A 21,072-nucleotide genomic window follows, 5' to 3' on the forward strand; every position below is an offset into this window, starting at 1 on the left:
CAGAATTGAGATATAAAAAAACCCGCCAGTGGCGGGTTTTTTATCGGGCTGTCAATCAGGCGCTTTTCTTCGCTTTTTTGTCAGCTTTTACGACAGGTGCTTCTACTTTCACACCCGCAGTTTCACCTTCTTTGAACTCACGACCGTAGTAGGTATCCAGCAGGATCTGTTTCAGCTCGGAGATCAGTGGGTAGCGCGGGTTCGCACCGGTACACTGGTCATCGAAGGCATCTTCAGACAGCTTATCTACGTGAGCAAGGAAGTCAGCTTCCTGAACGCCTGCTTCGCGGATAGATTTAGGAATACCCAGCTCGGCTTTGATGCTGTCGAGCCATGCCAGCAGTTTCTCAATCTTCGCCGCAGTACGGTCGCCCGGTGCGCTCAGACCGAGGTGGTCAGCGATTTCAGCGTAGCGACGACGTGCCTGAGGACGGTCGTACTGGCTGAATGCAGTCTGCTTGGTTGGGTTGTCGTTAGCGTTATAACGGATAACGTTGCTGATCAACAGGGCGTTCGCCAGACCGTGAGGAATGTGGAACTGGGAACCCAGCTTGTGTGCCATTGAGTGGCAAACACCCAGGAAGGCGTTCGCAAACGCAATACCGGCGATGGTTGCGGCACTGTGTACACGCTCACGCGCTACTGGGTTTTTAGACCCTTCGTTGTAGGACGCCGGCAGGTTTTCTTTCAGCAGTTTCAGAGCCTGCAGCGCCTGACCGTCAGAGAACTCAGAAGCCAGTACGGAGACATATGCTTCCAGCGCGTGAGTCACGGCATCAAGACCACCGAACGCACACAGTGACTTAGGCATATCCATGACCAGGTTGGCATCAACGATAGCCATATCTGGGGTCAGTGCGTAGTCAGCGAGCGGGTATTTCTGGCCTGTCGCATCGTCAGTCACAACTGCAAACGGCGTAACTTCTGAACCGGTACCGGAAGTGGTGGTAACGGCGATCATTTTCGCTTTTACGCCCATTTTCGGGAACTTGTAGATACGTTTACGGATGTCCATAAAGCGCAGCGCCAGTTCTTCGAAGTGCGTTTCTGGGTGCTCGTACATAACCCACATGATCTTCGCGGCGTCCATTGGGGAACCGCCGCCCAGAGCGATAATCACATCTGGTTTGAAGGAGTTCGCCAGTTCAGCACCTTTACGCACAACGCTCAGGGTTGGGTCAGCTTCAACTTCAAAGAAAACTTCAGTTTCAACGCCGGACGCTTTCAGAACAGAGGTAATCTGGTCCGCGTAGCCGTTGTTGAACAGGAAGCGGTCGGTCACGATCAGCGCACGTTTGTGGCCATCGGTAATCACTTCATCCAGCGCGATTGGCAGAGAGCCACGGCGGAAGTAGATAGATTTCGGAAGTTTGTGCCATAACATGTTTTCAGCTCGCTTAGCAACGGTTTTCTTGTTGATCAGGTGTTTTGGACCAACGTTTTCAGAGATGGAGTTACCACCCCAGGAACCACAACCCAGAGTCAGGGAAGGTGCGAGTTTAAAGTTGTACAGGTCACCGATACCACCCTGTGACGCAGGGGTGTTGATCAGGATACGTGCCGTTTTCATCATCTGGCCGAAGTGAGCAACGCGTTCTGGTTGGTTATCCTGGTCAGTGTACAGGCAGGATGTGTGACCGATACCGCCCATGGCAACCAGCTTCTCAGCTTTCTCTACCGCATCGTCGAAATCTTTCGCGCGGTACATCGCCAGAGTAGGGGACAGTTTTTCGTGAGCAAACGGCTCGCTTTCATCAACAACAGTGACTTCACCAATCAGAATCTTGGTGGTCGCCGGTACGGTAAAGCCTGCGAGCTCAGCAATTTTGTATGCTGGCTGGCCAACGATAGCGGCGTTCAGCGCGCCGTTTTTCAGGATGATGTCCTGAACCGCTTTCAGCTCTTTGCCCTGCAGCATATAGCCGCCGTGGCTGGCGAAACGTTCGCGAACAGCATCGTATACGGAATCAACAACGACAACAGACTGCTCGGATGCACAGATGACGCCATTGTCGAAGGTTTTGGACATCAGAACAGAAGCAACGGCACGTTTAATGTCTGCGGTTTCGTCGATGACGACAGGGGTGTTACCTGCGCCAACGCCGATGGCTGGCTTACCGGAGCTGTATGCAGCTTTAACCATACCAGGACCACCTGTCGCCAGGATCAGGTTAATGTCCGGGTGATGCATCAGCGCGTTGGACAGCTCAACGGAAGGTTGGTCGATCCAGCCAATCAAATCTTTTGGCGCGCCAGCGGCAATTGCAGCCTGCAGAACGATATCCGCGGCTTTATTCGTGGCGTCTTTCGCACGCGGGTGCGGGGAGAAAATGATTGCGTTGCGGGTCTTCAGGCTGATCAGCGATTTGAAGATGGCAGTAGACGTCGGGTTAGTGGTTGGAACGATACCGCAGATGATGCCGATAGGTTCAGCAATGGTGATGGTACCGAAAGTGTCGTCTTCAGACAGTACGCCACAGGTTTTCTCATCTTTATAGGCGTTGTAGATATACTCAGAAGCGAAGTGGTTTTTAATCACTTTGTCTTCTACGATACCCATACCGGATTCAGCAACGGCCATTTTAGCGAGAGGGATTCGAGCATCTGCAGCAGCCAGAGCGGCAGCGCGGAAGATTTTATCAACCTGTTCTTGGGTGAAATTGGCATATTCACGCTGGGCTTTTTTCACGCGCTCGACGAGTGCGTTCAGTTCAGCGATATTGGTAACAGCCATAATGCTCTCCTGATAATGTTTAAACTCTATTAGTAAACCAGCGCTCGATACGTCAGACAGTATAGTCAGAGCCGATACCACTTGCGTAACACACAGTAAAACAACGGGTTACTTTACACTCCAGCGCACTAATTTACTAAAAGAGCCTTACCTTAGCATCATCCCTTTTTGATAGGTTTCCCCTTCTGGGGTGTAATCAAGATTACTCACTTCTGAGTACGAAAATCATGATCTACGTCAATTTTCTCCCAAGCTGATACCTTTCAGCAGGGTTATTTTGAAGAGATTATTCCACTGTTAAATAATTACGTAACTATTGGAAGTGACGCTATCATTGATTCTACAAATGTTTAACATCATGAAATGATAACGTTTTGGAACAGATTTCTGGTGAAGTGTGCTGATAAAAAGCGTATCTTCACCGCGGTTTTACTCGTACACCATCTCAGCCTCTGGACATGCTCATTAGCGGAGCTAAATGTGATTCAAACGCTTTTTGATTTCCCTACATATTTTAAGTTTTTTATCGGATTGTTTGCGCTGGTTAACCCGGTAGGGATCATTCCTGTCTTCATTAGTATGACCAGCTACCAGACGGCAGCCGCCAGGAACAAAACCAACCTGACGGCAAACATGTCCGTGGCCATCATTTTGCTGACGTCGCTTTATCTGGGGGATGGCATTCTGCAGGTGTTCGGGATTTCTATCGACTCTTTCCGTATCGCGGGCGGGATCCTGGTTGTCACCATTGCCATGTCGATGATCAGCGGTAAGCTTGGCGAGGATAAACAGAACAAGCAGGAAAAATCAGAAACCGCCGTTCGAGAAAGTATCGGCGTTGTGCCGCTGGCGTTGCCGCTCATGGCCGGCCCGGGGGCAATTAGCTCCACCATCGTGTGGGGGACTCGCTACCACAACCTCATGCACCTGATTGGGTTCTCCGTTGCGATTGCGCTTTTTGCGCTCTGCTGCTGGGGCGTTTTTCGCATGGCACCCTGGCTGGTGCGTTTGCTGGGGCAGACGGGGATCAACGTTATTACCCGTATAATGGGTCTGCTGTTGATGGCGCTTGGTATTGAATTCATTGTCACTGGCATAAAAAGCATCTTCCCCGGATTATTGCACTAGAGATTTCATATGAAACAACGGAGCCAGCGGCTCCGTTTTTTTTACGTCATTATCAGCAAATCATATAAATAAAGTTGAAATGTGCGTAAGCCATAATTAATTCTACTAATAATAGCCTTTGGTTTAATATCAGAAGGTTACATATTACGTCGCCCCTTGCCTGCGCATAAATCCTTCGATCGCTCTGTTATTTTAGTCACATGATACTCTGGGGCTTGCTGAGAGATAACCGAAATGATATTAGTAATTTCAACGTTCCCTTAGATGAATGTGCTAAATAATAACCAGTTGTTAAGTTTTCGTACAATTCGAGTCGATGATAGCGCAGCGACGCTCTTGTAGAGATAATTTTCTCTATCTAATTGAATATCAAGATTTTTGTCTGGTATTGGATGTCTGGCAGGGCTGCCCCCAAAGAATCGGCAATCGCCGTAAAAGAGAATTGCTTAACAAATTTGCAAAATGTATTGGCGCGAGATTAAGCCATTTGGTACTTTCCGGCCTTATATTTTGTAACCTGAAAAAAGAAGATGAGAATTATTTTCATATAGCCATCTTCTCCAGTATCAAACGCACGGCTTAGATAGGGTAGGCGTGTGAAGAATCGACGCAAGACAGCCGAACGAGCCGTCAGTAATAAAGAAGTCGGTGATAGCAAGAAGTAAAAAAAGAACCTGACAGTAGCAAAAAAAACTCCTGCGCTGTACAGGCCCCAAAAGGGGATTACACAGCTGGCGAAGGCCAGTAATTATAATGAGTGGAGTATCAACACAATGTCCATCATCACAAAAAAAAGTCTGTTAGCAGCGGGAATTTTTACTGCGCTAATCGCGGGCAACGTTGCAATGGCTGCAGACGTTCCGGCAGGGGTACAGCTGGCTGAAAAACAGACGCTGGTACGTAATAACGGTGCGGAAGTTCAGTCTCTTGACCCGCACAAAATTGAAGGTGTTCCTGAGTCTAACGTTAACCGCGATCTGTTCGAAGGTCTGCTGGTCACTGACGTAGACGGCCATCCGGCTCCGGGTGTGGCAGAAAAATGGGAAAACAAAGATTTCAAAGTCTGGACATTCCATCTGCGTAAAGATGCGAAATGGTCCGATGGTACGCCGGTTACCGCCGAAGATTTCGTTTATAGCTGGCAGCGCCTGGCGAATCCAAACACCGCCTCTCCTTATGCGAGCTATCTGCAGTACGGCCACATTGCCAATATCGATGATATCATCACCGGCAAAAAGCCTGTCACCGATCTGGGCGTAAAAGCCATTGACGCTAACACCTTCGAAGTCACGTTGAGCGAACCTGTTCCGTACTTCTATAAGCTGCTTGTTCACCCGTCTGTCTCTCCAGTGCCAAAAGCGGCCGTAGAAAAATTCGGTGAGAAATGGACCCAGCCTGCAAACATCGTCACTAACGGTGCCTACAAACTGAAGGCCTGGGTCGTGAACGAACGTATCGATCTGGAGCGTAATACCAATTACTGGGATAACGCCAAAACGGTCATTAACCAGGTGACCTACCTGCCAATCTCTTCTGAAGTGACCGACGTTAACCGCTACCGCAGCGGCGAAATCGACATGACCTATAACAACATGCCGATTGAACTGTTCCAGAAGCTGAAAAAAGAGATCCCGAAAGAAGTGCATGTTGATCCGTACCTGTGTACGTACTACTACGAAATCAACAACCAGAAAGCGCCATTCACCGACGTGCGCGTGCGTACCGCACTTAAGCTGGCATTGGATCGCGACATCATCGTTAACAAGGTGAAGAACCAGGGCGATCTGCCAGCATACAGCTACACGCCTCCGTACACCGACGGAGCTAAACTGACCGAGCCAGACTGGTTCAAAATGACCCAGGAACAGCGTAACGCCGAAGCGAAAAAACTGCTGGCTGAAGCGGGTTACACCGCCGATAAGCCGCTGACCTTCAGCCTGCTGTATAACACCTCTGACCTGCATAAAAAGCTGGCTATCGCCGTTGCGTCCATCTGGAAAAAGAACCTGGGTGCGAACGTGAAGCTGGAAAACCAGGAGTGGAAAACCTTCCTGGATAGCCGTCATCAGGGCACCTTTGATGTGGCGCGTGCGGGCTGGTGTGCGGATTATAACGAACCGACATCCTTCCTGAACACCATGCTGAGCGACAGCTCAAACAACACCGCGCACTATAAGAGCCCGGCGTTTGACAAGCTGATTGGCGACACGCTGAAAGCGACCGACGAGGCGCAGCGTACCGAGCTGTACTCTAAAGCCGAGCAGCAGCTGGATAAAGACTCCGCGATCGTTCCGGTTTACTACTACGTTAACGCCCGTCTGGTTAAGCCGTGGGTAGGGGGTTACACCGGTAAAGACCCGATGGATAATATCTACGTTAAAAACTTGTATATTATCAAGCATTAATGGCAATGAGTGGGGCGGGCATACTCGCCCCACGGTGTCTAACCAACGTCACATTATATAGGCACACGCCAGAAGGTACGGGCAATGTTGAAATTTATCCTACGTCGCTGTCTTGAAGCGATTCCAACGCTATTTATTCTCATCACGATTTCATTCTTTATGATGCGTCTCGCGCCGGGAAGTCCATTTACCGGTGAACGTACGCTGCCGCCAGAGGTTATGGCGAATATCGAAGCGAAATACCATTTAAACGATCCTATCTCCACCCAGTACTTCAATTATCTGAAGCAGCTGGCGCACGGTGATTTTGGCCCGTCATTTAAATATAAAGACTATTCCGTTAATGACCTGGTAGCGTCCAGCTTCCCGGTATCGGCTAAATTAGGTGCTGCGGCATTCTTCCTGGCCGTCATTCTCGGCGTCACTGCCGGCGTTATCGCCGCATTAAAACAAAATACCAAATGGGATTATGCCGTAATGGGGGTCGCAATGACCGGGGTGGTTATCCCCAGCTTCGTTGTCGCGCCGTTACTGGTGATGATATTTGCCATCACGCTGAAATGGCTGCCCGGAGGCGGCTGGAACGGCGGGGCGCTGAAGTTTATGATTTTGCCGATGGTGGCATTATCTCTGGCATACATTGCCAGTATTGCGCGTATCACCCGTGGGTCGATGATTGAGGTTCTGCACTCCAACTTCATTCGTACCGCGCGCGCTAAAGGGCTGCCGATGCGTCGGATTATCTTCCGTCATGCGCTCAAGCCTGCGCTGCTCCCCGTGCTCTCCTACATGGGGCCGGCGTTCGTGGGTATCATTACGGGTTCAATGGTCATCGAAACCATCTACGGCCTGCCGGGTATTGGCCAGCTGTTCGTTAACGGTGCGCTTAACCGCGACTACTCGCTGGTATTGAGTCTGACGATCCTCGTCGGTGCATTAACCATCCTCTTTAACGCCGTGGTTGATGTGCTGTATGCCGTTATCGACCCGAAAATCCGTTACTAACTGGAGCACGCCATGATGTTGAGTAAGAAAAACAGCGAGGCGCTGGAAAACTTCAGTGAAAAACTGGAAGTAGAAGGCCGTAGCCTCTGGCAGGACGCCCGTCGCCGCTTCATGCATAACCGTGCAGCGGTCGCCAGCCTGGTTGTACTGGTGATCATCGCGCTGTTTGTGACCCTGGCACCGATGCTGTCGCAGTTCACCTATTTCGATACCGACTGGGGCATGATGTCGAGCGCGCCCGACATGGAGTCCGGGCACTATTTCGGCACAGATTCATCAGGCCGTGACCTGCTGGTTCGCGTGGCGATTGGTGGCCGTATCTCCCTGATGGTCGGCATTGCCGCCGCGCTGGTGGCGGTGATCCTCGGCACCCTTTACGGCTCTCTTTCTGGCTACCTGGGCGGTAAAGTCGACTCCGTGATGATGCGTATGCTGGAGATTTTAAACTCCTTCCCGTTCATGTTCTTTGTGATCCTGCTGGTGACCTTCTTTGGTCAGAACATCCTGCTGATCTTCGTCGCCATCGGGATGGTTTCCTGGCTGGATATGGCGCGTATCGTGCGCGGTCAAACCTTGAGCCTCAAACGCAAAGAGTTTATCGAAGCGGCGCAGGTTGGCGGCGTGTCGACCGGCAACATCGTTGTTCGCCATATTGTTCCAAACGTGCTGGGCGTGGTGGTGGTGTATGCCTCGCTGCTGGTGCCAAGCATGATCCTGTTTGAATCTTTCCTGAGCTTCCTGGGTCTGGGTACGCAAGAGCCGCTGAGCAGCTGGGGCGCACTTCTGAGCGACGGCGCAAACTCGATGGAAGTCTCTCCGTGGCTGCTGCTGTATCCGGCGGGCTTCCTGGTGGTGACCCTGTTTTGTTTCAACTTTATCGGCGATGGCCTGCGTGATGCCCTCGATCCGAAAGACCGTTAAGGAGCGCCGTCATGACAATTATTGAAACGGCAACTGCGCCGCAGGTGCAACAGCAGGGCAACGTGCTGCTGGATGTGAAAGACCTTCGCGTCACCTTCAAAACGCCGGATGGCGATGTCACCGCCGTCAACGATCTCAACTTTAACCTGCGCGCAGGCGAAACGCTGGGGATCGTGGGGGAATCTGGTTCGGGTAAATCCCAGACGGCGTTCGCGCTGATGGGGCTGCTGGCATCAAACGGCGTGATTGGCGGTTCGGCGACATTTAACGGTCGCGAGATCCTCAATTTGCCCGAGCAGGAGCTGAACAAGCTGCGCGCCGAGCAAATTTCGATGATTTTCCAGGACCCAATGACGTCACTGAACCCGTACATGCGCGTGGGCGAGCAGCTGATGGAAGTGCTGATGCTGCATAAAGGACTGGGGAAAGCCGAAGCCTTTGAAGAGTCCGTCAAAATGCTGGACGCGGTGAAAATGCCGGAAGCACGCAAGCGCATGCGCATGTATCCGCATGAGTTCTCAGGCGGTATGCGCCAGCGCGTGATGATCGCAATGGCGCTGCTGTGCCGGCCAAAGCTGCTGATCGCCGATGAGCCGACCACTGCTCTTGACGTCACCGTTCAGGCGCAGATCATGACCCTGCTTAACGAGCTTAAGCGCGAATTCAACACCGCCATTATCATGATCACCCATGACCTGGGCGTAGTTGCCGGTATCTGCGATAAGGTACTGGTTATGTACGCCGGGCGCACCATGGAGTACGGCCAGGCACGCGACGTGTTCTATCAGCCAGCCCACCCGTATTCCATTGGCCTGCTGAACGCCGTTCCGCGACTGGATGCGGAAGGCGAATCTCTGCTGACGATCCCGGGTAATCCACCCAACCTGCTGCGTCTGCCGAAAGGCTGTCCGTTCCAGCCGCGCTGCCCGCACGCGATGGAAATCTGCAACAGCGCGCCGCCGCTGGAAGAGTTTGCACCAGGCCGTCTGCGCGCCTGCTTTAAGCCGCAGGAGGAGCTGGTATGAACGCATTAGACGAAAAAAGAAACGTGCTGCTTGAGATAGCCGATCTGAAAGTGCACTTTGATATTAAGGACGGCAAGCAGTGGTTCTGGCAGCCCGCCAAAACGCTGAAAGCGGTTGATGGCGTTACGCTGCGCCTGTACGAAGGGGAAACCCTGGGCGTGGTGGGCGAGTCCGGCTGCGGGAAGTCGACCTTTGCGCGCGCCATTATCGGCCTGGTTAAGGCCACCGACGGGAAGGTCGCCTGGCTGGGTAAAGACCTGCTGGGCATGAAGCCGGACGAGTGGCGCAACGTGCGCAGCGACATCCAGATGATTTTCCAGGACCCGCTGGCGTCGCTCAACCCGCGCATGACCATTGGGGAGATTATTGCCGAGCCGCTGCGCACTTATCATCCGAAGATGGCGCGTCAGGAAGTCCGCGACCGCGTGAAGGCGATGATGCTGAAAGTAGGGCTGTTGCCTAACCTCATTAACCGCTACCCGCATGAATTTTCCGGCGGTCAGTGCCAGCGTATCGGTATTGCGCGTGCGCTGATCCTTGAACCGAAGCTGATCATCTGTGATGAGCCGGTTTCGGCGCTGGACGTGTCAATTCAGGCGCAGGTGGTCAACCTGCTGCAAAAACTGCAGCGCGAGATGGGGCTGTCGCTGATCTTCATTGCGCACGATCTGGCGGTCGTGAAGCACATTTCTGACCGCGTGCTGGTGATGTATCTGGGCCATGCCGTGGAGCTGGGTACCTACGATGAGGTGTATCACAATCCGCTTCACCCTTACACCAAAGCCCTGATGTCCGCGGTGCCTATTCCAGACCCCGATCTGGAAAAAAATAAAACCATCCAGCTTCTGGAAGGAGAACTCCCGTCACCGATTAACCCGCCTTCCGGCTGCGTATTCCGCACGCGCTGCCCGATGGCCGGGCCGGAATGTGCGAAAACACGACCGGTTCTTGAGGGCAGTTTCCGACATGCGGTTTCCTGCCTGAAAGTAGACCCGTTATAATCGCAAGGGCTGACATGATGTCAGCCCTTATCTTTTTGCGAGGTTACCGTGTCGCGATTATTTACGTCGGTCCGTCAGCGGCTTTATCATCTTTTATTCGATCCTAAAACCTTTTCCGGTCGCCGCTTTGAAGGGCTTTGCGGGCTGTTTGCGCTGCTCAGCGTCATTATCATTTTTATTGAATCCGGTGCCGGGACGCAGTATCACCTGACGTTTGATGAATGGCACGTTTTTGTCTGGCTGGAACTGATTGTTACCCTCGTCTTTACCCTTGAATATGTACTGAGGACAATCACCTGGCCGAATCCGACAAAATACGTTTTCAGCTTCTGGGGATTTATTGATTTAGCCACCATCTTGCCGCTTTACGTGATGTGGCTCTGGCCGGAAATTAGCCTGAACTATGTCTTCGCCTGGCGCGCGATGCGGGCAATTCGCGTGTTGCGTATCCTCAAGCTGCTGCGATTTATGCCGTCGTTACGGGTGTTCTGGAGTGCGATAGTCAGCGCGCGCCACCAGCTGATCCTCTTCTATTCGTTTATCGCTATCGTGATGATTGTCTTTGGCTCGCTGATGTATTTAATCGAAGGGCCGAAATACGGTTTTTCCACGCTGAATGCGTCAGTTTACTGGGCTATCGTGACGGTCACGACCGTTGGCTACGGCGATATCACTCCGCACACGCCGCTTGGGCGCATCGTTGCTTCCGTGCTGATCCTGATAGGTTATTCTGTGATCGCAATCCCGACGGGGCTGATTACCACTCACATGAGCAGCGCGTTCCAGAGCCGCAAGCAGCAGCGCAGGTGTCCGAGCTGCGGCCAGGGTGAACATGAACACAGCGCACGATTTTGTAACCGCTGCGGAAGTGCGTTACCGGATTAAATAAAAAAGGCTGCCATCGCAGCCTTTTTTATCATTCGCGCCAGAGAATATGGCACAGCTTGTGGTCTTTCTCTCGACACAGCAGCACGCGCGCGAAGATGTCGTTAATTTCGCCGCCGTCTTCATCGGCCAGGCCAATCACCACTTCGGCAAAGAAATCAGGATTCAGGTCGAAATCAACGTGTTCAGCCCAGTCCTCCGCAGGGTCGAACAGCTCGGCACCGCCGCGTTCTTCAAACTGCAGATTAAAGAGGATCACGTCAGCGGGATCGAGGTTATCAACCGCCAGTTCGAGAAAAATGTCGTAGGCCTGCTCGAGCGTTTCGTCTTCGGTCAGGCGATTGTTCAGATCCATTTCCATGATGACTACCTAATTAACATCGTTGGGCACGTTTTACAGCAACGGGCTAAAGAAGTAAAACAGTCGTTCGGCAATTCGCTGCCAGAGCGGGCGTTTCACCCAAAGCCGGGCATCAAGCAGGCGTGAACGGGAGATATAATCGTCCTGAACCGCGGCCAGATCGCCGCCAAAACCGGCATCGTCGATCACCAGCGTGATTTCAAAGTTCAGCCACAGGCTGCGCATATCAAGATTAACCGTGCCCACCAGGCTCAGCTCGCCGTCGACCAGTACGCTCTTGGTGTGCAGCAGCCCGCCTTCAAACTGGTAAATTTTCACGCCGGCAGCCAGCAGTTCCGTAAAGAACGCCCGGCTGGCCCAGCCGACCAGCAGGGAGTCGTTTTTGCGCGGCATGATGATGCTGACGTCGACGCCGCGCTGTGCGGCGGTGCAAATGGCGTGCAGCAGATCGTCGCTCGGCACAAAGTAAGGCGTCGTCATGATCAAGTATTCACGCGCCGAGTAGGCCGCCGTGAGCAGCGCCTGATGGATCAAATCCTCCGGAAAGCCCGGCCCGGAGGCGATAGTGTGAATGGTATGACCGCTCGCTTCTTCAAACGGCATGATATTGCCGTCCGGCGGCGGCGGGAGAATACGTTTACCAGTTTCAATTTCCCAGTCGCAGGAGTAAACGATCCCCATAGACGTGGCGATGGGGCCTTCCATCCTCGCCATCAGGTCAACCCATTGCCCAACCCCCGAATCCTGCTTGAAGAAGCGCGGGTCGACCATGTTCATACTGCCGGTATAGGCAATGTAGTTATCGATCATGATCATTTTGCGGTGCTGACGAAGGTCCATTCGGCGCAGAAATACGCGCAGCAGGTTGACCTTCAGCGCCTCGACCACTTCAATGCCGGCATTACGCATCATCCCCGCCCACGGGCTGCGGAAAAAGGCGACGCTGCCGGCGGAATCCAGCATCAGTCGGCAGTGGATGCCCCGGCGCGCGGCGGCCATCAGCGACTCGGCCACCTGATCGGCCATCCCGCCAGGCTGCCAGATATAGAACACCATCTCGATATTATGGCGAGCGAGCTGAATATCGCGGATAAGCGCCTGCATCACATCATCGGAGGAGGTTAACAGCTGGAGCTGATTGCCTTTTACCCCACCGATGCCCTGGCGGCGCTCGCACAGCTTGAACAGCGACGAGGCGACGCTGCTGTTCTCTTCGGCAAAGATATGTTTGCAGGCCTTAAGGTCGTTCAGCCATTTCGCGGTCGAAGGCCACATGGCGCGGGCGCGCTCGGCGCGGCGCTTGCCCAGATGAAGTTCACCGAACGAGAGATAGGCGATAATACCCACCAGCGGCAGAATATAGATAATCAGAAGCCAGGCCATGGCAGAGGGTACGGCTCTGCGCTTCATCAGGATGCGTAACGTCACACCCGCGATTAACAGCCAGTATCCCAGAATGACCAGCCAACTCACCACGGTGTAGAAGGTTGTCATAGACAGAAAAATCCTTTTGAAAGCGTATTGTTATGAGTGTACGCATCAGGATTCATCTGGTAAATAAAAACGCCAGATAAAAGCGCTGGCATGCCGCTGGGTTGGGTTTATAATGGCGCCTCTGTTAGAGAATGAGTTGTAGACATGAAGCGCAGTAGAACAGAAGTAGGGCGCTGGCGCATGTTGCGACAGGTGAGTCGTCGTAAGGCTCGTTGGCTGGAAGCACAATCCCGCCGCAATATGCGTATACACGCCATCAGAAAATGTGGACTGAACAGACACCGTAATGCGTTACTGTTCGCAGTCCAGGATATCTGAATAAAGCAGGGCACCGTCAAGGTGCCCATTGTTTATATAAAGGCTATCAATTTTTGCAGTCTATCCCCTCCTGATATCCGCGCTATACTGTGCCCCCCTAACGTCATGAAATTAAAAGATGAATCCATATCTCTGGGTTTTTATTGTGCTTATGGCGCTGGATGCGCTCAGGGAAGATTTAGGGCTGTCATCATTCTCCTCGCTGGCAAAATATGTTTTCACCTGGGGAGCGCATTGGCTTAATTAAAAGGATAAAAGGAAAAAAGGATGAATGGAAAAATGGTAGCGGCACTTCTGGGCGTGGTGATAGTCAGCGGCTGTGCCAGCACCAAAACCTCGCCAGAGCGACACGCCTTCTATTTTGTGTCGCATAAATCCAGCTTTATCGGCGGAAACTACACCTCGAGCGTCTCGCAAAATTATCGACTCAACGTGCCTCAGTTCAAAGAGCTGTATGCTCAGGGCAAAAGCGATCGCGCAGCGGGACGCACGCCAGATGAAGCCCAGGAGTATGCGCAAAGCATCCGCGAACAGCTGAAGAAAGAGGCGAACACGGACCAGTCCTTCACCGGTAATGCGAGCGATAAATGGTCTTCAAAGATGGAGCCGAAGGACGCCGTTTTATTCGGCAATGAACTGGCCGCGACTTATCTTGATGGCTATAACGGCGTACAATAGATCCACTGATTTGGGGGATACCGTTTTTGCAGCGGTATCCCCGTTGTTTTAGCAAAAGGAGGGAGAAGTGTTTGCGGAGTTTGGTGTACTGAATTTCTGGACCTATGTTGTCGGCGCATTTTTTATCGTACTGGTACCGGGGCCAAACACCCTGTTCGTGCTCAAGACCGGGATTGGTCACGGCGTTAAGAAAGGCTACCTCGCCGCGACCGGCGTGTTTATTGGTGATGCAGTACTAATGTTCCTGGCCTGGGCGGGCGTTGCGGCGTTAATTCAGACCACGCCCGTCCTCTTCAATATTGTCCGCTATCTGGGGGCGTTCTACCTGCTGTGGCTGGGTGGGAAAATGCTCTGGTCGGTGATCACCCGACAGAATAATGCCCACGAGAGCGGCACGGAGCCCGCGAGTGCGATCATGAAGCGCTCGCTGGTGCTGAGCCTGACGAATCCAAAAGCGATTCTGTTTTACGTTTCGTTCTTTGTGCAGTTTATTGACGTGCGTGCGGAAAATACGGGGACCTCGTTCCTGATCCTCGCCATTACGCTTGAGCTGATTAGCTTTATGTATATGAGCTTCCTGATTTTTTCTGGCGCGTTTGTTACCCGTTATCTGAAAACCAAAAAGAAACTGGCAAAGTTGGGGAACGGTCTTATAGGGCTGCTGTTTGTGGGATTCGCGGCGAGATTAGCGTCGCTGCATTAAGTGAAATTAAGGCTCCTGAGGGAGCCTTTTTAATTATTTACTGCGAATGAACATTTCTTTCGAGGAGTAAACAACCGAGTTATCAGGGATATCTTTATTGATGAACGTTAAGGCACCAATCGTGACGTTATGACCGACGCTGATATCACCAAGAATACAGGAGTTAGCGCCTATTTCGACATTGTCCCCGATAGTGGTAAAACCTACGTCTTCATCCCTGCGAGCGCCTATAGTAACCCCCTGACGGATAACCGCATTTTTGCCAATCACGGTATGACCACGCATAACAATGCATGAAAAATGGACGATCTTCATGCCCGCACCAATCCGCGCCTTAGGATTGATATCTATCGAATATTTGCGGTTAAGCGATGACATTCTGTTCTTTGCGAAGTGACTTAACCCATATTTGTTGGTTTGATAAAAGTAGGTCCATATCCGGTACCAGAAGTAAAAACGGCGGTCTTTGCACTTTATTGCGCGACGTATCGTTCTTGCCCAGGAGAAGGACTTACTCCCTTTTTGAACTTCTTCTTTGAGACATTCCGTTAAATTTAAATACATTAAGCTATAACCAAACTTTATTTTTTTCAGAAAAATCTGAGCGCTAATGTAATGTTTATCTGCAGTCTGGTCTACGGTTCATCGTAAAGAATACGCATCAGCCTGCCAAAATAATTTCTTTGACACTGTCCGGGTATTTAGTTGTATAGTACAACTAAATAAGGGAGAAAAAGAAATGCACAACAACACGCCCGTCGTTAACGATATCCGTACTGCCTCGCGCCTGATGGTCAGGGAGCTGGGGTTTATGTCCGCCACGCTCGCCTCAACGGACTACTCGCCCTCTGCCGTTCACACCCTCGTTGAAATAGCATTGCGAAAAGAGATGACCGCTGGACAGCTGGTGCAGCTGCTGGGGCTGGAAAAATCCAGCGTTAGCCGCCTGCTGGCGCGCCTGATTGCCGCCGGTGAACTTGAGGAGGGGATATCCCCGCACGATGCCAGAGCGAAATCTCTCCGGCTGACGGAAAAAGGGCGCGCGACGGTTGAACAGATCAATGCCTATGGCAGCAAAAGGGTGATCTCGGCGCTCAAGTCGCTCAGCGCCACGCAGCAACAGTCGATTGCTCAGGGCCTGTCACTTTATGCTCAGGCGCTGCTGTCGTGCCGGGAAAACGAGAGTGACGCACAACCCGACGCGCTCCAGATCGTTCAGGGCTATCTTCCCGGAATGATTGGCCGCATCGCGGAGATGCACGGGTGCTACTACGCGCGAGAGCACAGTTTTGGTCGCTTCTTCGAGGCCAAAGTGGCTGCGGGACTGGCGGAGTTTAGTGACCGTATCGACAAGCCCTGCAACCGGATCTGGCTGGCGGTTATGAACGGCAGGATTGTAGGGTCGGTAGCCATAGATGGTGAGGACCTTGAACAGGGAGAAGCCCATCTGCGCTGGTTTATTCTCGATGATGGGTGCAGGGGAAACGGTGCAGGTAAAAAACTGCTGACGGAAGCGATAACGTTTTGCGACGGTTACGGCTTCTCTGCGGTACATCTCTGGACGTTCAATAAGCTCACCGCGGCCCGCCGTCTGTACGAATCATTCGGCTTTACGCTGGTGAAAGAGTGGGAGGGCGATCAGTGGGGAAGCCTCATTACGGAGCAACAGTTTACGCGGGTCCGTAAGGGATAAGCATGTAAAAAAGGCCCCTTACGGAGCCTTATTTACATCAGAACACTTTCTTATACGGTCGTACGGTCACTTTGGCGTAGACGCCAGCGGCAACATAAGGATCTGCTTCCGCCCATGCGTTTGCGGCTTCAAGAGACTCAAATTCGGCAATCACCGTGGAGCCGGAAAAGCCCGCAGCGCCAGGATCGTTACTGTCGACCGCAGGCATAGGGCCAGCGGTCAGTAACCGGCCTTCATCCTGCAGCAGCTGCAGGCGGGCAAGATGGGCTGGACGCACTGAAAGGCGTTTTTCCAGGGAATCGGCGTTATCTTCAGAATAAATCACGTAAAGCACGGTGAAGCTCCTTAACCGTTAAAAGTGTCATTTACGTTATGTGAAAGCAGAAATGACTGCAATGTAAAGATAGAAACAATGTTAATACCCTGATCTGAATGCGCCTTTTTTGGCCTCTGTTGCGCTTAAATTGCCTCAGAACAAAGTGTCTTATTGAATATGATTGCTATTTGCATTTAAAATCAGGGTTCGGTTTTTTAACGTTGATGATTATGACTTCGATGACCCTTGATTTACCTCGCCGCTTTCCCTGGCCGACGCTGCTTTCTGTCGTTATTCACGGTGCTGTCGTGGCGGGTTTACTCTATACCTCGGTTCATCAGGTTATTGAAATGCCAGCGCCCGCGCAGCCAATTTCTGTGACCATGGTATCGCCAGCAGATCTTGAGCCACCCCAGGTTGCGCCGCCACCGCCTGAGCCGGTTGTAGAACCAGAGCCGGAGCCAGAACCCATTCCGGAGCCGCCGAAAGAAGCGCCCGTGGTGATCCATAAACCGGAACCTAAGCCAAAACCAAAGCCGAAGCCAAAACCGGTGAAGAAGGTGGAAGAGCGTCCGAAACGTGAAGAACGCCCGGTTGAGCCGCGAGCGACCCAGCCTGTTGAAAATGCGGCTCCGTCACGTCCATTAATGAACAATACCGCAACGGCTGCGAAGCCGACGGTCACCGCGCCGGCGGGGCCGCGCGCCCTGAGCCGCAATCAGCCGCAGTATCCTACCCGTGCGCTGGCGCTACGCATTGAAGGTCGTGTACGAGTGAAATTCGACGTTACGCCTGATGGCCGTGTGGAAAATGTTGAGGTCCTTTCCGCGCAGCCTTCAAACATGTTCGAGCGTGAAGTGAAAACCGCAATGCGCAAATGGCGCTATGAAGCGGGTAAACCCGGTAAAGGATTGATAGTCAATATTGTTTTCCGCGTGAACGGCGGGGCACAGATGGAATAAAAAAAGCCTCCGAAAGGAGGCTTTTTTTACGGGGCGTCAGGCCTTTGGAAACTGGCGAGGTTTACCCTCGTTATCGACCGCCACATAAATAAACAGCGCTTCTGTGGCCTTATAGCGCTGCCCGATGGGTTCAGAAGATACCTTTTTCACCCACACTTCAATGTTGATAGAGATCGACGTATTGCCGCGCTTCACGCAGCGTGCATAGCAGCAAACCACATCGCCCACCGCAACGGGACGCAAAAACGTCATGCCGTCCACACGAACGGTAACAACCCGACCATGCGCTATCTCTTTTGCCAGAATCGCGCCGCCCATATCCATCTGCGACATCAGCCAGCCGCCAAAAATATCGCCATTGGCATTGGTGTCCGCGGGCATTGCCAGTGTGCGTAAAACCAGTTCGCCCTGAGGGGCGTCATTTGTTGTCATTGTTTTAACTCGTAACTGAAGACTTCAGGCGGGATGCTACTATGATTTTTAACCGGAGAGAATAGGGGAAAGCGCCCGCGGTGCGGGCACTTGGGTGTTAGAACGTCATGGTCACGCCGGCATAATATGCACGGCCCGGTTCGTTGTAGGTTGATGCACCGTCATTCTCGCGGTAAATCTGCTTATCAAAGAGGTTGCTGATCCCGGCGTTCAGGCGAAGGTTTTTCGTCAGCTGATAGTGACTGCCGATCCCAACGATGGAATAGGCGCCGATCTCTTTATCGGACATGGCGCTTTTCTCATTGCGGATCTCAGCATTCTCCCGCGGCTTCTGGCGACCGTACATTGTCCAGCTAACGTTCGCTGAAAGCCTGCTGTTAACCTCCCAGTCGAGCATCGTGTTGACGGTGTATTTGGGGATAATCGACAGCGGGTTACCGGTGTCTTTATTTTCAGACTGGATCATATACGTCGCATTAGTACGCCAGGTTAAGGTGTCGCGGATGACCGGTACGGTCAGATTACCTTCCAGCCCCTCAACCACGGCCTTCCCACCGTTCTCCCACTGAAGGATGTTTACGCCGCTGCTTGTCTGCCCCAGTACGTCCGTGCCTGAAACGATCTTGTTCTTGTAGTCGTTACGGAACCAGGTGATGCCGGCCTCGTAGCCTTCCAGGGCAAAAGCCAGCCCTATCTCTTTATTCACGCTGATTTCAGGATCCAAATCTGGATTGCCTAGCAGGTAACAGCTTCCCTCAGCGACGTTAGTCGGGCAACCGTTGCCGCGGGTAGAAAGTAAATAGCCTTCGCTTGACTGGTAAAGGTTAGGCGCTTTAAACACCCGCGCGATGCCCGCTTTAACCTTGAACATTTCGCCGACGTCCTGAGAAACGTTCAGGCTTGGGCTCCAGTTGCTGCCGAATTCATTGTGATAATCAAAGCGGACCCCAGGGATCAGGTTAGTGCCCTGGCGCGCTTCAATATTGTCCTCAAGATAGATACCGGTGAGGTCAGCACTGTTTTTGCTATTGCGTTCAGACGCCGTGCCGGGAACTCCGTTAATCACTTCTCCCGAAACGTTCGTCGCCTGCATGGACGCCGGGTCATTAAGTTCATCGCGATTCCACTCTGCGCCTAGCGTGAGGGTCTGTTCGACTAGCCAGAACAGCGGAATGTTTAGCTCACCCGTGGTACGGTATGACTCGAGCCGGCTGGTATCGTATTTGTCACTGTTGATCATCCCCTCAACTTTGCCCGTCGAACCTTCCTCCAGGCGGGTGTTGTTGGTTTTTTCGTAATAGACACCGAATTTCGACTGCCCCCAGTCCCAAATCCCGTTGTGGGTTAGTCCATACGACTGGCGGTACATACGGTTGGTTTCGTGTCCATACAGGGACGACACGACGCCGTTTGGGCTGAGGTTGCCGTTGCTGTACTGCGTATCGCCTGCATAAATGTTGCCCTGGCGACTGTATGAATAATCAAAATCGATTATCTGCTGCGGCGTGAGTTTCCACGAGAGCAGGGCGTTGATATCTTTGTTGCGCACGCCTTCGCGCCCGGCGGCATAGGAGCCATTTTGTGCCGTATTGATATCCTGAGCGTCCGCGTCGGTTTTGTTGATATTGCCGTACAGGCGCATGGTCAACGCATCGCCCGCGAGCGGGCCGCTGAGGTCAAAGTTTGCGCGTTTGGTCGCCCCCTCTTTATCATTTTCGGGCTGATTGGTGTAAAGGGAAAGCGAACCGTGCCAATCGTTGGTCGGGCGCTTGGTAATGATGTTGACGACGCCCCCTGCGGCACCGGAACCATAGCGGGCGGCTGCCGGCCCACGAAGAACCTCAACGCGCTCGACCATTTCTGGCGGTACCCAGTTAGTGTCTCCGCGCGTATCGCGCTCGCCGCGCCAGCTGTAGCGCACCGAGTTGCGTGAGGTGACCGGAACCCCATCAATCAGAATCAGGGTATTTTCCGGCCCCATACCGCGAATATCGATCTGACGATTGTTACCTCGACTGCCCGTCGCGCTGTTTCCGGTGAGGTTAACCCCGGGCATTTTACGAATAATTTCTGAAAGGTCGTTAACCGGGGGATCCTTCTCAATATCCTTTGCCGTGATGATGGAGACCCCCGGCTGCTGCTTCAGCGCCTCTTCGGCCGTCGCCTGAACGACCATGGTTTCCCCATCAGCGAGGTTTTCGTCTGCTGCGTGCGCGCCATGGCTTAATGCCGCAAGGATGGCCAACGTAAGAGAAGCGGGGGTAAATCTTATTATATTATTCATCAACTCGTTTCCATTTGTTAAAAATGCGAGAACGAATATTAATGATAGTGATTCTCATTACAATAAAGTGACGGCAATCTCCACAAAATCTTCATGATTCAGACATTGTTGAAGAAGGAAATGTTGATTGTGAAAGGAAAGAGGAGAAGGGCCAGATCGCGGCGCGATCTGGCCAAACGGATCAGTGCTTGTCGTCCTGAGGCATGTGTCTGTAGATATAGACGCCACTTAGCAGCGTGAAGATAAGCGTCAGGGCGGTCAGGCCGAAGACCTTAAAGTTGACCCAGATGTTCTGCGGCAACCAGAAGGCGATATAGATATTCGCCAGGCCACACAGGATGAAGAACACTGCCCAGGCGATATTCAGGCGCGACCACACTGCCTGTGGCAGCGTCAGCTCTTTACCCAGCATGCGCTGAATGAGGGGTTTTTTCATCACCCACTGGCTTATCAGCAAGGCACCCGCAAACAGCCCGTAAATCACGGTCACCTTCCACTTGATGAATTCATCATTGTGGAAGAACAGCGTCAGGCCACCAAACACAGCCACCATGATGAAGGTGATCAGCGCCATCTTTTCCACTTTGCGATACCGAACCCAGCTGTAAATCAGCACGACAGCCGTAGCGATAATCAGTGCCGTTGTCCCGGCATAAATGTCGTACAGCTTGTAAAACGCGAAAAAGACCACCAGCGGTAAAAAATCAAGAAACTGCTTCATTCTACG

Annotated in this window: 21 protein-coding genes; 13 read left to right on the plus strand and 8 right to left on the minus strand. The window is 52.4% G+C overall.

Translation table 11 applies throughout. The features are described 5' to 3' along the window. Positions 1-55 precede the first annotated feature (55 nt). Positions 56-2,734 (minus strand): bifunctional acetaldehyde-CoA/alcohol dehydrogenase, encoded by a 2,679-nt coding sequence (gene adhE, locus E0L20_RS01730; RefSeq protein ID WP_131632391.1) that lies wholly within the window; start codon positions 2,732-2,734, stop codon positions 56-58. 480 nt (positions 2,735-3,214) lie between these two features. On the opposite strand from adhE, the gene E0L20_RS01735 reads away from it, so the two are divergent. From E0L20_RS01735 to E0L20_RS01765, 7 genes are all read left to right on the plus strand, one after another. Next, complete coding sequence (locus E0L20_RS01735) at positions 3,215-3,862, plus strand: YchE family NAAT transporter (protein ID WP_131632392.1); 648 nt, start codon at positions 3,215-3,217, stop codon at positions 3,860-3,862. Positions 3,863-4,635: 773 nt separating this feature from the next. Then, the gene (gene oppA / locus E0L20_RS01740; protein WP_131632393.1) at positions 4,636-6,267 is read left to right on the plus strand and encodes an oligopeptide ABC transporter substrate-binding protein OppA; all 1,632 of its coding nucleotides are present in this window, start codon (positions 4,636-4,638) and stop codon (positions 6,265-6,267) included. An 84-nt stretch (positions 6,268-6,351) separates the two neighbouring features. Next, positions 6,352-7,272: an oligopeptide ABC transporter permease OppB gene (gene oppB, locus E0L20_RS01745; RefSeq protein ID WP_131632394.1), complete on the plus strand. Its 921-nt coding sequence runs from the start codon at positions 6,352-6,354 to the stop codon at positions 7,270-7,272. 12 nt (positions 7,273-7,284) lie between these two features. Beyond that, positions 7,285-8,193, plus strand: a complete 909-nt coding sequence (gene oppC, locus E0L20_RS01750) for an oligopeptide ABC transporter permease OppC (RefSeq protein ID WP_131632395.1) — start codon at positions 7,285-7,287, stop codon at positions 8,191-8,193. 11 nt (positions 8,194-8,204) lie between these two features. After that, positions 8,205-9,218 (plus strand): ABC transporter ATP-binding protein, encoded by a 1,014-nt coding sequence (gene oppD, locus E0L20_RS01755; protein ID WP_131632396.1) that lies wholly within the window; start codon positions 8,205-8,207, stop codon positions 9,216-9,218. Next, a complete protein-coding gene (gene oppF / locus E0L20_RS01760; protein WP_131632397.1) occupies positions 9,215-10,219 on the plus strand; it encodes a murein tripeptide/oligopeptide ABC transporter ATP-binding protein OppF in 1,005 nt (334 codons plus the stop codon). The genes oppD and oppF overlap by 4 nt, the downstream gene beginning before the upstream one ends. A gap of 48 nt (positions 10,220-10,267) precedes the next feature. Continuing rightward, positions 10,268-11,104, plus strand: a complete 837-nt coding sequence (locus E0L20_RS01765) for an ion transporter (RefSeq protein WP_131632398.1) — start codon at positions 10,268-10,270, stop codon at positions 11,102-11,104. Between the two features lie 31 nt (positions 11,105-11,135). On the opposite strand, the gene E0L20_RS01770 is transcribed toward E0L20_RS01765, so the two are convergent. Beyond that, positions 11,136-11,465, minus strand: a complete 330-nt coding sequence (locus E0L20_RS01770) for an HI1450 family dsDNA-mimic protein (protein ID WP_003856748.1) — start codon at positions 11,463-11,465, stop codon at positions 11,136-11,138. A 33-nt stretch (positions 11,466-11,498) separates the two neighbouring features. Then, on the minus strand, positions 11,499-12,959 hold the full coding sequence (gene cls, locus E0L20_RS01775; RefSeq protein ID WP_131632399.1) for a cardiolipin synthase: 1,461 nt from the start codon (positions 12,957-12,959) through the stop codon (positions 11,499-11,501). 144 nt (positions 12,960-13,103) lie between these two features. Here cls and E0L20_RS01780 point away from each other — a divergent pair, with 144 nt between their 5' ends. The 4 genes from E0L20_RS01780 (at position 13,104) to leuE (ending at position 14,658) form a co-directional block, all read left to right on the plus strand. Continuing rightward, positions 13,104-13,277, plus strand: a complete 174-nt coding sequence (locus E0L20_RS01780; RefSeq protein WP_017384232.1) for a YciY family protein — start codon at positions 13,104-13,106, stop codon at positions 13,275-13,277. Positions 13,278-13,395: 118 nt separating this feature from the next. Continuing rightward, the gene (locus E0L20_RS24250) at positions 13,396-13,524 is read left to right on the plus strand and encodes a KPN_01571 family protein (RefSeq protein ID WP_427854496.1); all 129 of its coding nucleotides are present in this window, start codon (positions 13,396-13,398) and stop codon (positions 13,522-13,524) included. Positions 13,525-13,544: 20 nt separating this feature from the next. After that, on the plus strand, positions 13,545-13,955 hold the full coding sequence (locus E0L20_RS01785) for an Exc2 family lipoprotein (protein WP_131632400.1): 411 nt from the start codon (positions 13,545-13,547) through the stop codon (positions 13,953-13,955). Positions 13,956-14,022: 67 nt separating this feature from the next. Beyond that, on the plus strand, positions 14,023-14,658 hold the full coding sequence (gene leuE / locus E0L20_RS01790) for a leucine efflux protein LeuE (protein ID WP_131632401.1): 636 nt from the start codon (positions 14,023-14,025) through the stop codon (positions 14,656-14,658). Positions 14,659-14,691: 33 nt separating this feature from the next. Here the strand turns inward: leuE and E0L20_RS23970 are convergent, their stop codons facing one another. Beyond that, a complete protein-coding gene (locus tag E0L20_RS23970) occupies positions 14,692-15,036 on the minus strand; it encodes a serine acetyltransferase (RefSeq protein WP_242673375.1) in 345 nt (114 codons plus the stop codon). Between the two features lie 361 nt (positions 15,037-15,397). Between E0L20_RS23970 and E0L20_RS01800 the strand changes: the two genes are divergently transcribed. Continuing rightward, on the plus strand, positions 15,398-16,351 hold the full coding sequence (locus E0L20_RS01800; RefSeq protein ID WP_131632403.1) for a helix-turn-helix domain-containing GNAT family N-acetyltransferase: 954 nt from the start codon (positions 15,398-15,400) through the stop codon (positions 16,349-16,351). Positions 16,352-16,388: 37 nt separating this feature from the next. Here E0L20_RS01800 and E0L20_RS01805 read toward each other — a convergent pair whose 3' ends face one another. Beyond that, entirely contained in the window at positions 16,389-16,685 is a 297-nt protein-coding gene (locus E0L20_RS01805; RefSeq protein WP_131632404.1) for a YciI family protein, read from the minus strand. A gap of 221 nt (positions 16,686-16,906) precedes the next feature. Here E0L20_RS01805 and tonB point away from each other — a divergent pair, with 221 nt between their 5' ends. After that, entirely contained in the window at positions 16,907-17,629 is a 723-nt protein-coding gene (gene tonB, locus E0L20_RS01810) for a TonB system transport protein TonB (protein WP_207389434.1), read from the plus strand. A gap of 36 nt (positions 17,630-17,665) precedes the next feature. Here tonB and yciA read toward each other — a convergent pair whose 3' ends face one another. The 3 genes from yciA to E0L20_RS01825 all read right to left on the minus strand — a co-directional run bounded on the left by yciA (position 17,666) and on the right by E0L20_RS01825 (position 21,066). Then, entirely contained in the window at positions 17,666-18,061 is a 396-nt protein-coding gene (gene yciA / locus E0L20_RS01815) for an acyl-CoA thioester hydrolase YciA (protein WP_131632405.1), read from the minus strand. Positions 18,062-18,158: 97 nt separating this feature from the next. Further along, on the minus strand, positions 18,159-20,345 hold the full coding sequence (locus E0L20_RS01820; protein ID WP_131632406.1) for a TonB-dependent siderophore receptor: 2,187 nt from the start codon (positions 20,343-20,345) through the stop codon (positions 18,159-18,161). 181 nt (positions 20,346-20,526) lie between these two features. Next, positions 20,527-21,066 (minus strand): septation protein A, encoded by a 540-nt coding sequence (locus tag E0L20_RS01825; RefSeq protein ID WP_131632407.1) that lies wholly within the window; start codon positions 21,064-21,066, stop codon positions 20,527-20,529. Between the last annotated feature and the right edge of the window lie 6 nt (positions 21,067-21,072).

Origin of the sequence: Enterobacter wuhouensis, assembly GCF_004331265.1 — a bacterium.
Classification (GTDB): domain Bacteria; phylum Pseudomonadota; class Gammaproteobacteria; order Enterobacterales; family Enterobacteriaceae; genus Enterobacter; species Enterobacter wuhouensis.

What these genes read in the sequence shown, in the direction of transcription:
- E0L20_RS01770 (WP_003856748.1), bottom strand. Translation starts at nt 11,465, where the DNA reads ATGGAAATGGATCTGAACAATCGCCTGACCGAAGACGAAACGCTCGAG.
- oppB (WP_131632394.1), top strand. Translation starts at nt 6,352, where the DNA reads ATGTTGAAATTTATCCTACGTCGCTGTCTTGAAGCGATTCCAACGCTA.
- E0L20_RS24250 (WP_427854496.1), top strand. Translation starts at nt 13,396, where the DNA reads ATGAATCCATATCTCTGGGTTTTTATTGTGCTTATGGCGCTGGATGCG.
- E0L20_RS23970 (WP_242673375.1), bottom strand. Translation starts at nt 15,036, where the DNA reads ATGTCATCGCTTAACCGCAAATATTCGATAGATATCAATCCTAAGGCG.
- oppD (WP_131632396.1), top strand. Translation starts at nt 8,205, where the DNA reads ATGACAATTATTGAAACGGCAACTGCGCCGCAGGTGCAACAGCAGGGC.
- E0L20_RS01820 (WP_131632406.1), bottom strand. Translation starts at nt 20,345, where the DNA reads ATGAATAATATAATAAGATTTACCCCCGCTTCTCTTACGTTGGCCATC.
- E0L20_RS01825 (WP_131632407.1), bottom strand. Translation starts at nt 21,066, where the DNA reads ATGAAGCAGTTTCTTGATTTTTTACCGCTGGTGGTCTTTTTCGCGTTT.
- E0L20_RS01800 (WP_131632403.1), top strand. Translation starts at nt 15,398, where the DNA reads ATGCACAACAACACGCCCGTCGTTAACGATATCCGTACTGCCTCGCGC.
- oppF (WP_131632397.1), top strand. Translation starts at nt 9,215, where the DNA reads ATGAACGCATTAGACGAAAAAAGAAACGTGCTGCTTGAGATAGCCGAT.
- tonB (WP_207389434.1), top strand. Translation starts at nt 16,907, where the DNA reads ATGACCCTTGATTTACCTCGCCGCTTTCCCTGGCCGACGCTGCTTTCT.
- yciA (WP_131632405.1), bottom strand. Translation starts at nt 18,061, where the DNA reads ATGACAACAAATGACGCCCCTCAGGGCGAACTGGTTTTACGCACACTG.
- oppC (WP_131632395.1), top strand. Translation starts at nt 7,285, where the DNA reads ATGATGTTGAGTAAGAAAAACAGCGAGGCGCTGGAAAACTTCAGTGAA.
- oppA (WP_131632393.1), top strand. Translation starts at nt 4,636, where the DNA reads ATGTCCATCATCACAAAAAAAAGTCTGTTAGCAGCGGGAATTTTTACT.
- adhE (WP_131632391.1), bottom strand. Translation starts at nt 2,734, where the DNA reads ATGGCTGTTACCAATATCGCTGAACTGAACGCACTCGTCGAGCGCGTG.
- cls (WP_131632399.1), bottom strand. Translation starts at nt 12,959, where the DNA reads ATGACAACCTTCTACACCGTGGTGAGTTGGCTGGTCATTCTGGGATAC.
- E0L20_RS01780 (WP_017384232.1), top strand. Translation starts at nt 13,104, where the DNA reads ATGAAGCGCAGTAGAACAGAAGTAGGGCGCTGGCGCATGTTGCGACAG.
- E0L20_RS01785 (WP_131632400.1), top strand. Translation starts at nt 13,545, where the DNA reads ATGAATGGAAAAATGGTAGCGGCACTTCTGGGCGTGGTGATAGTCAGC.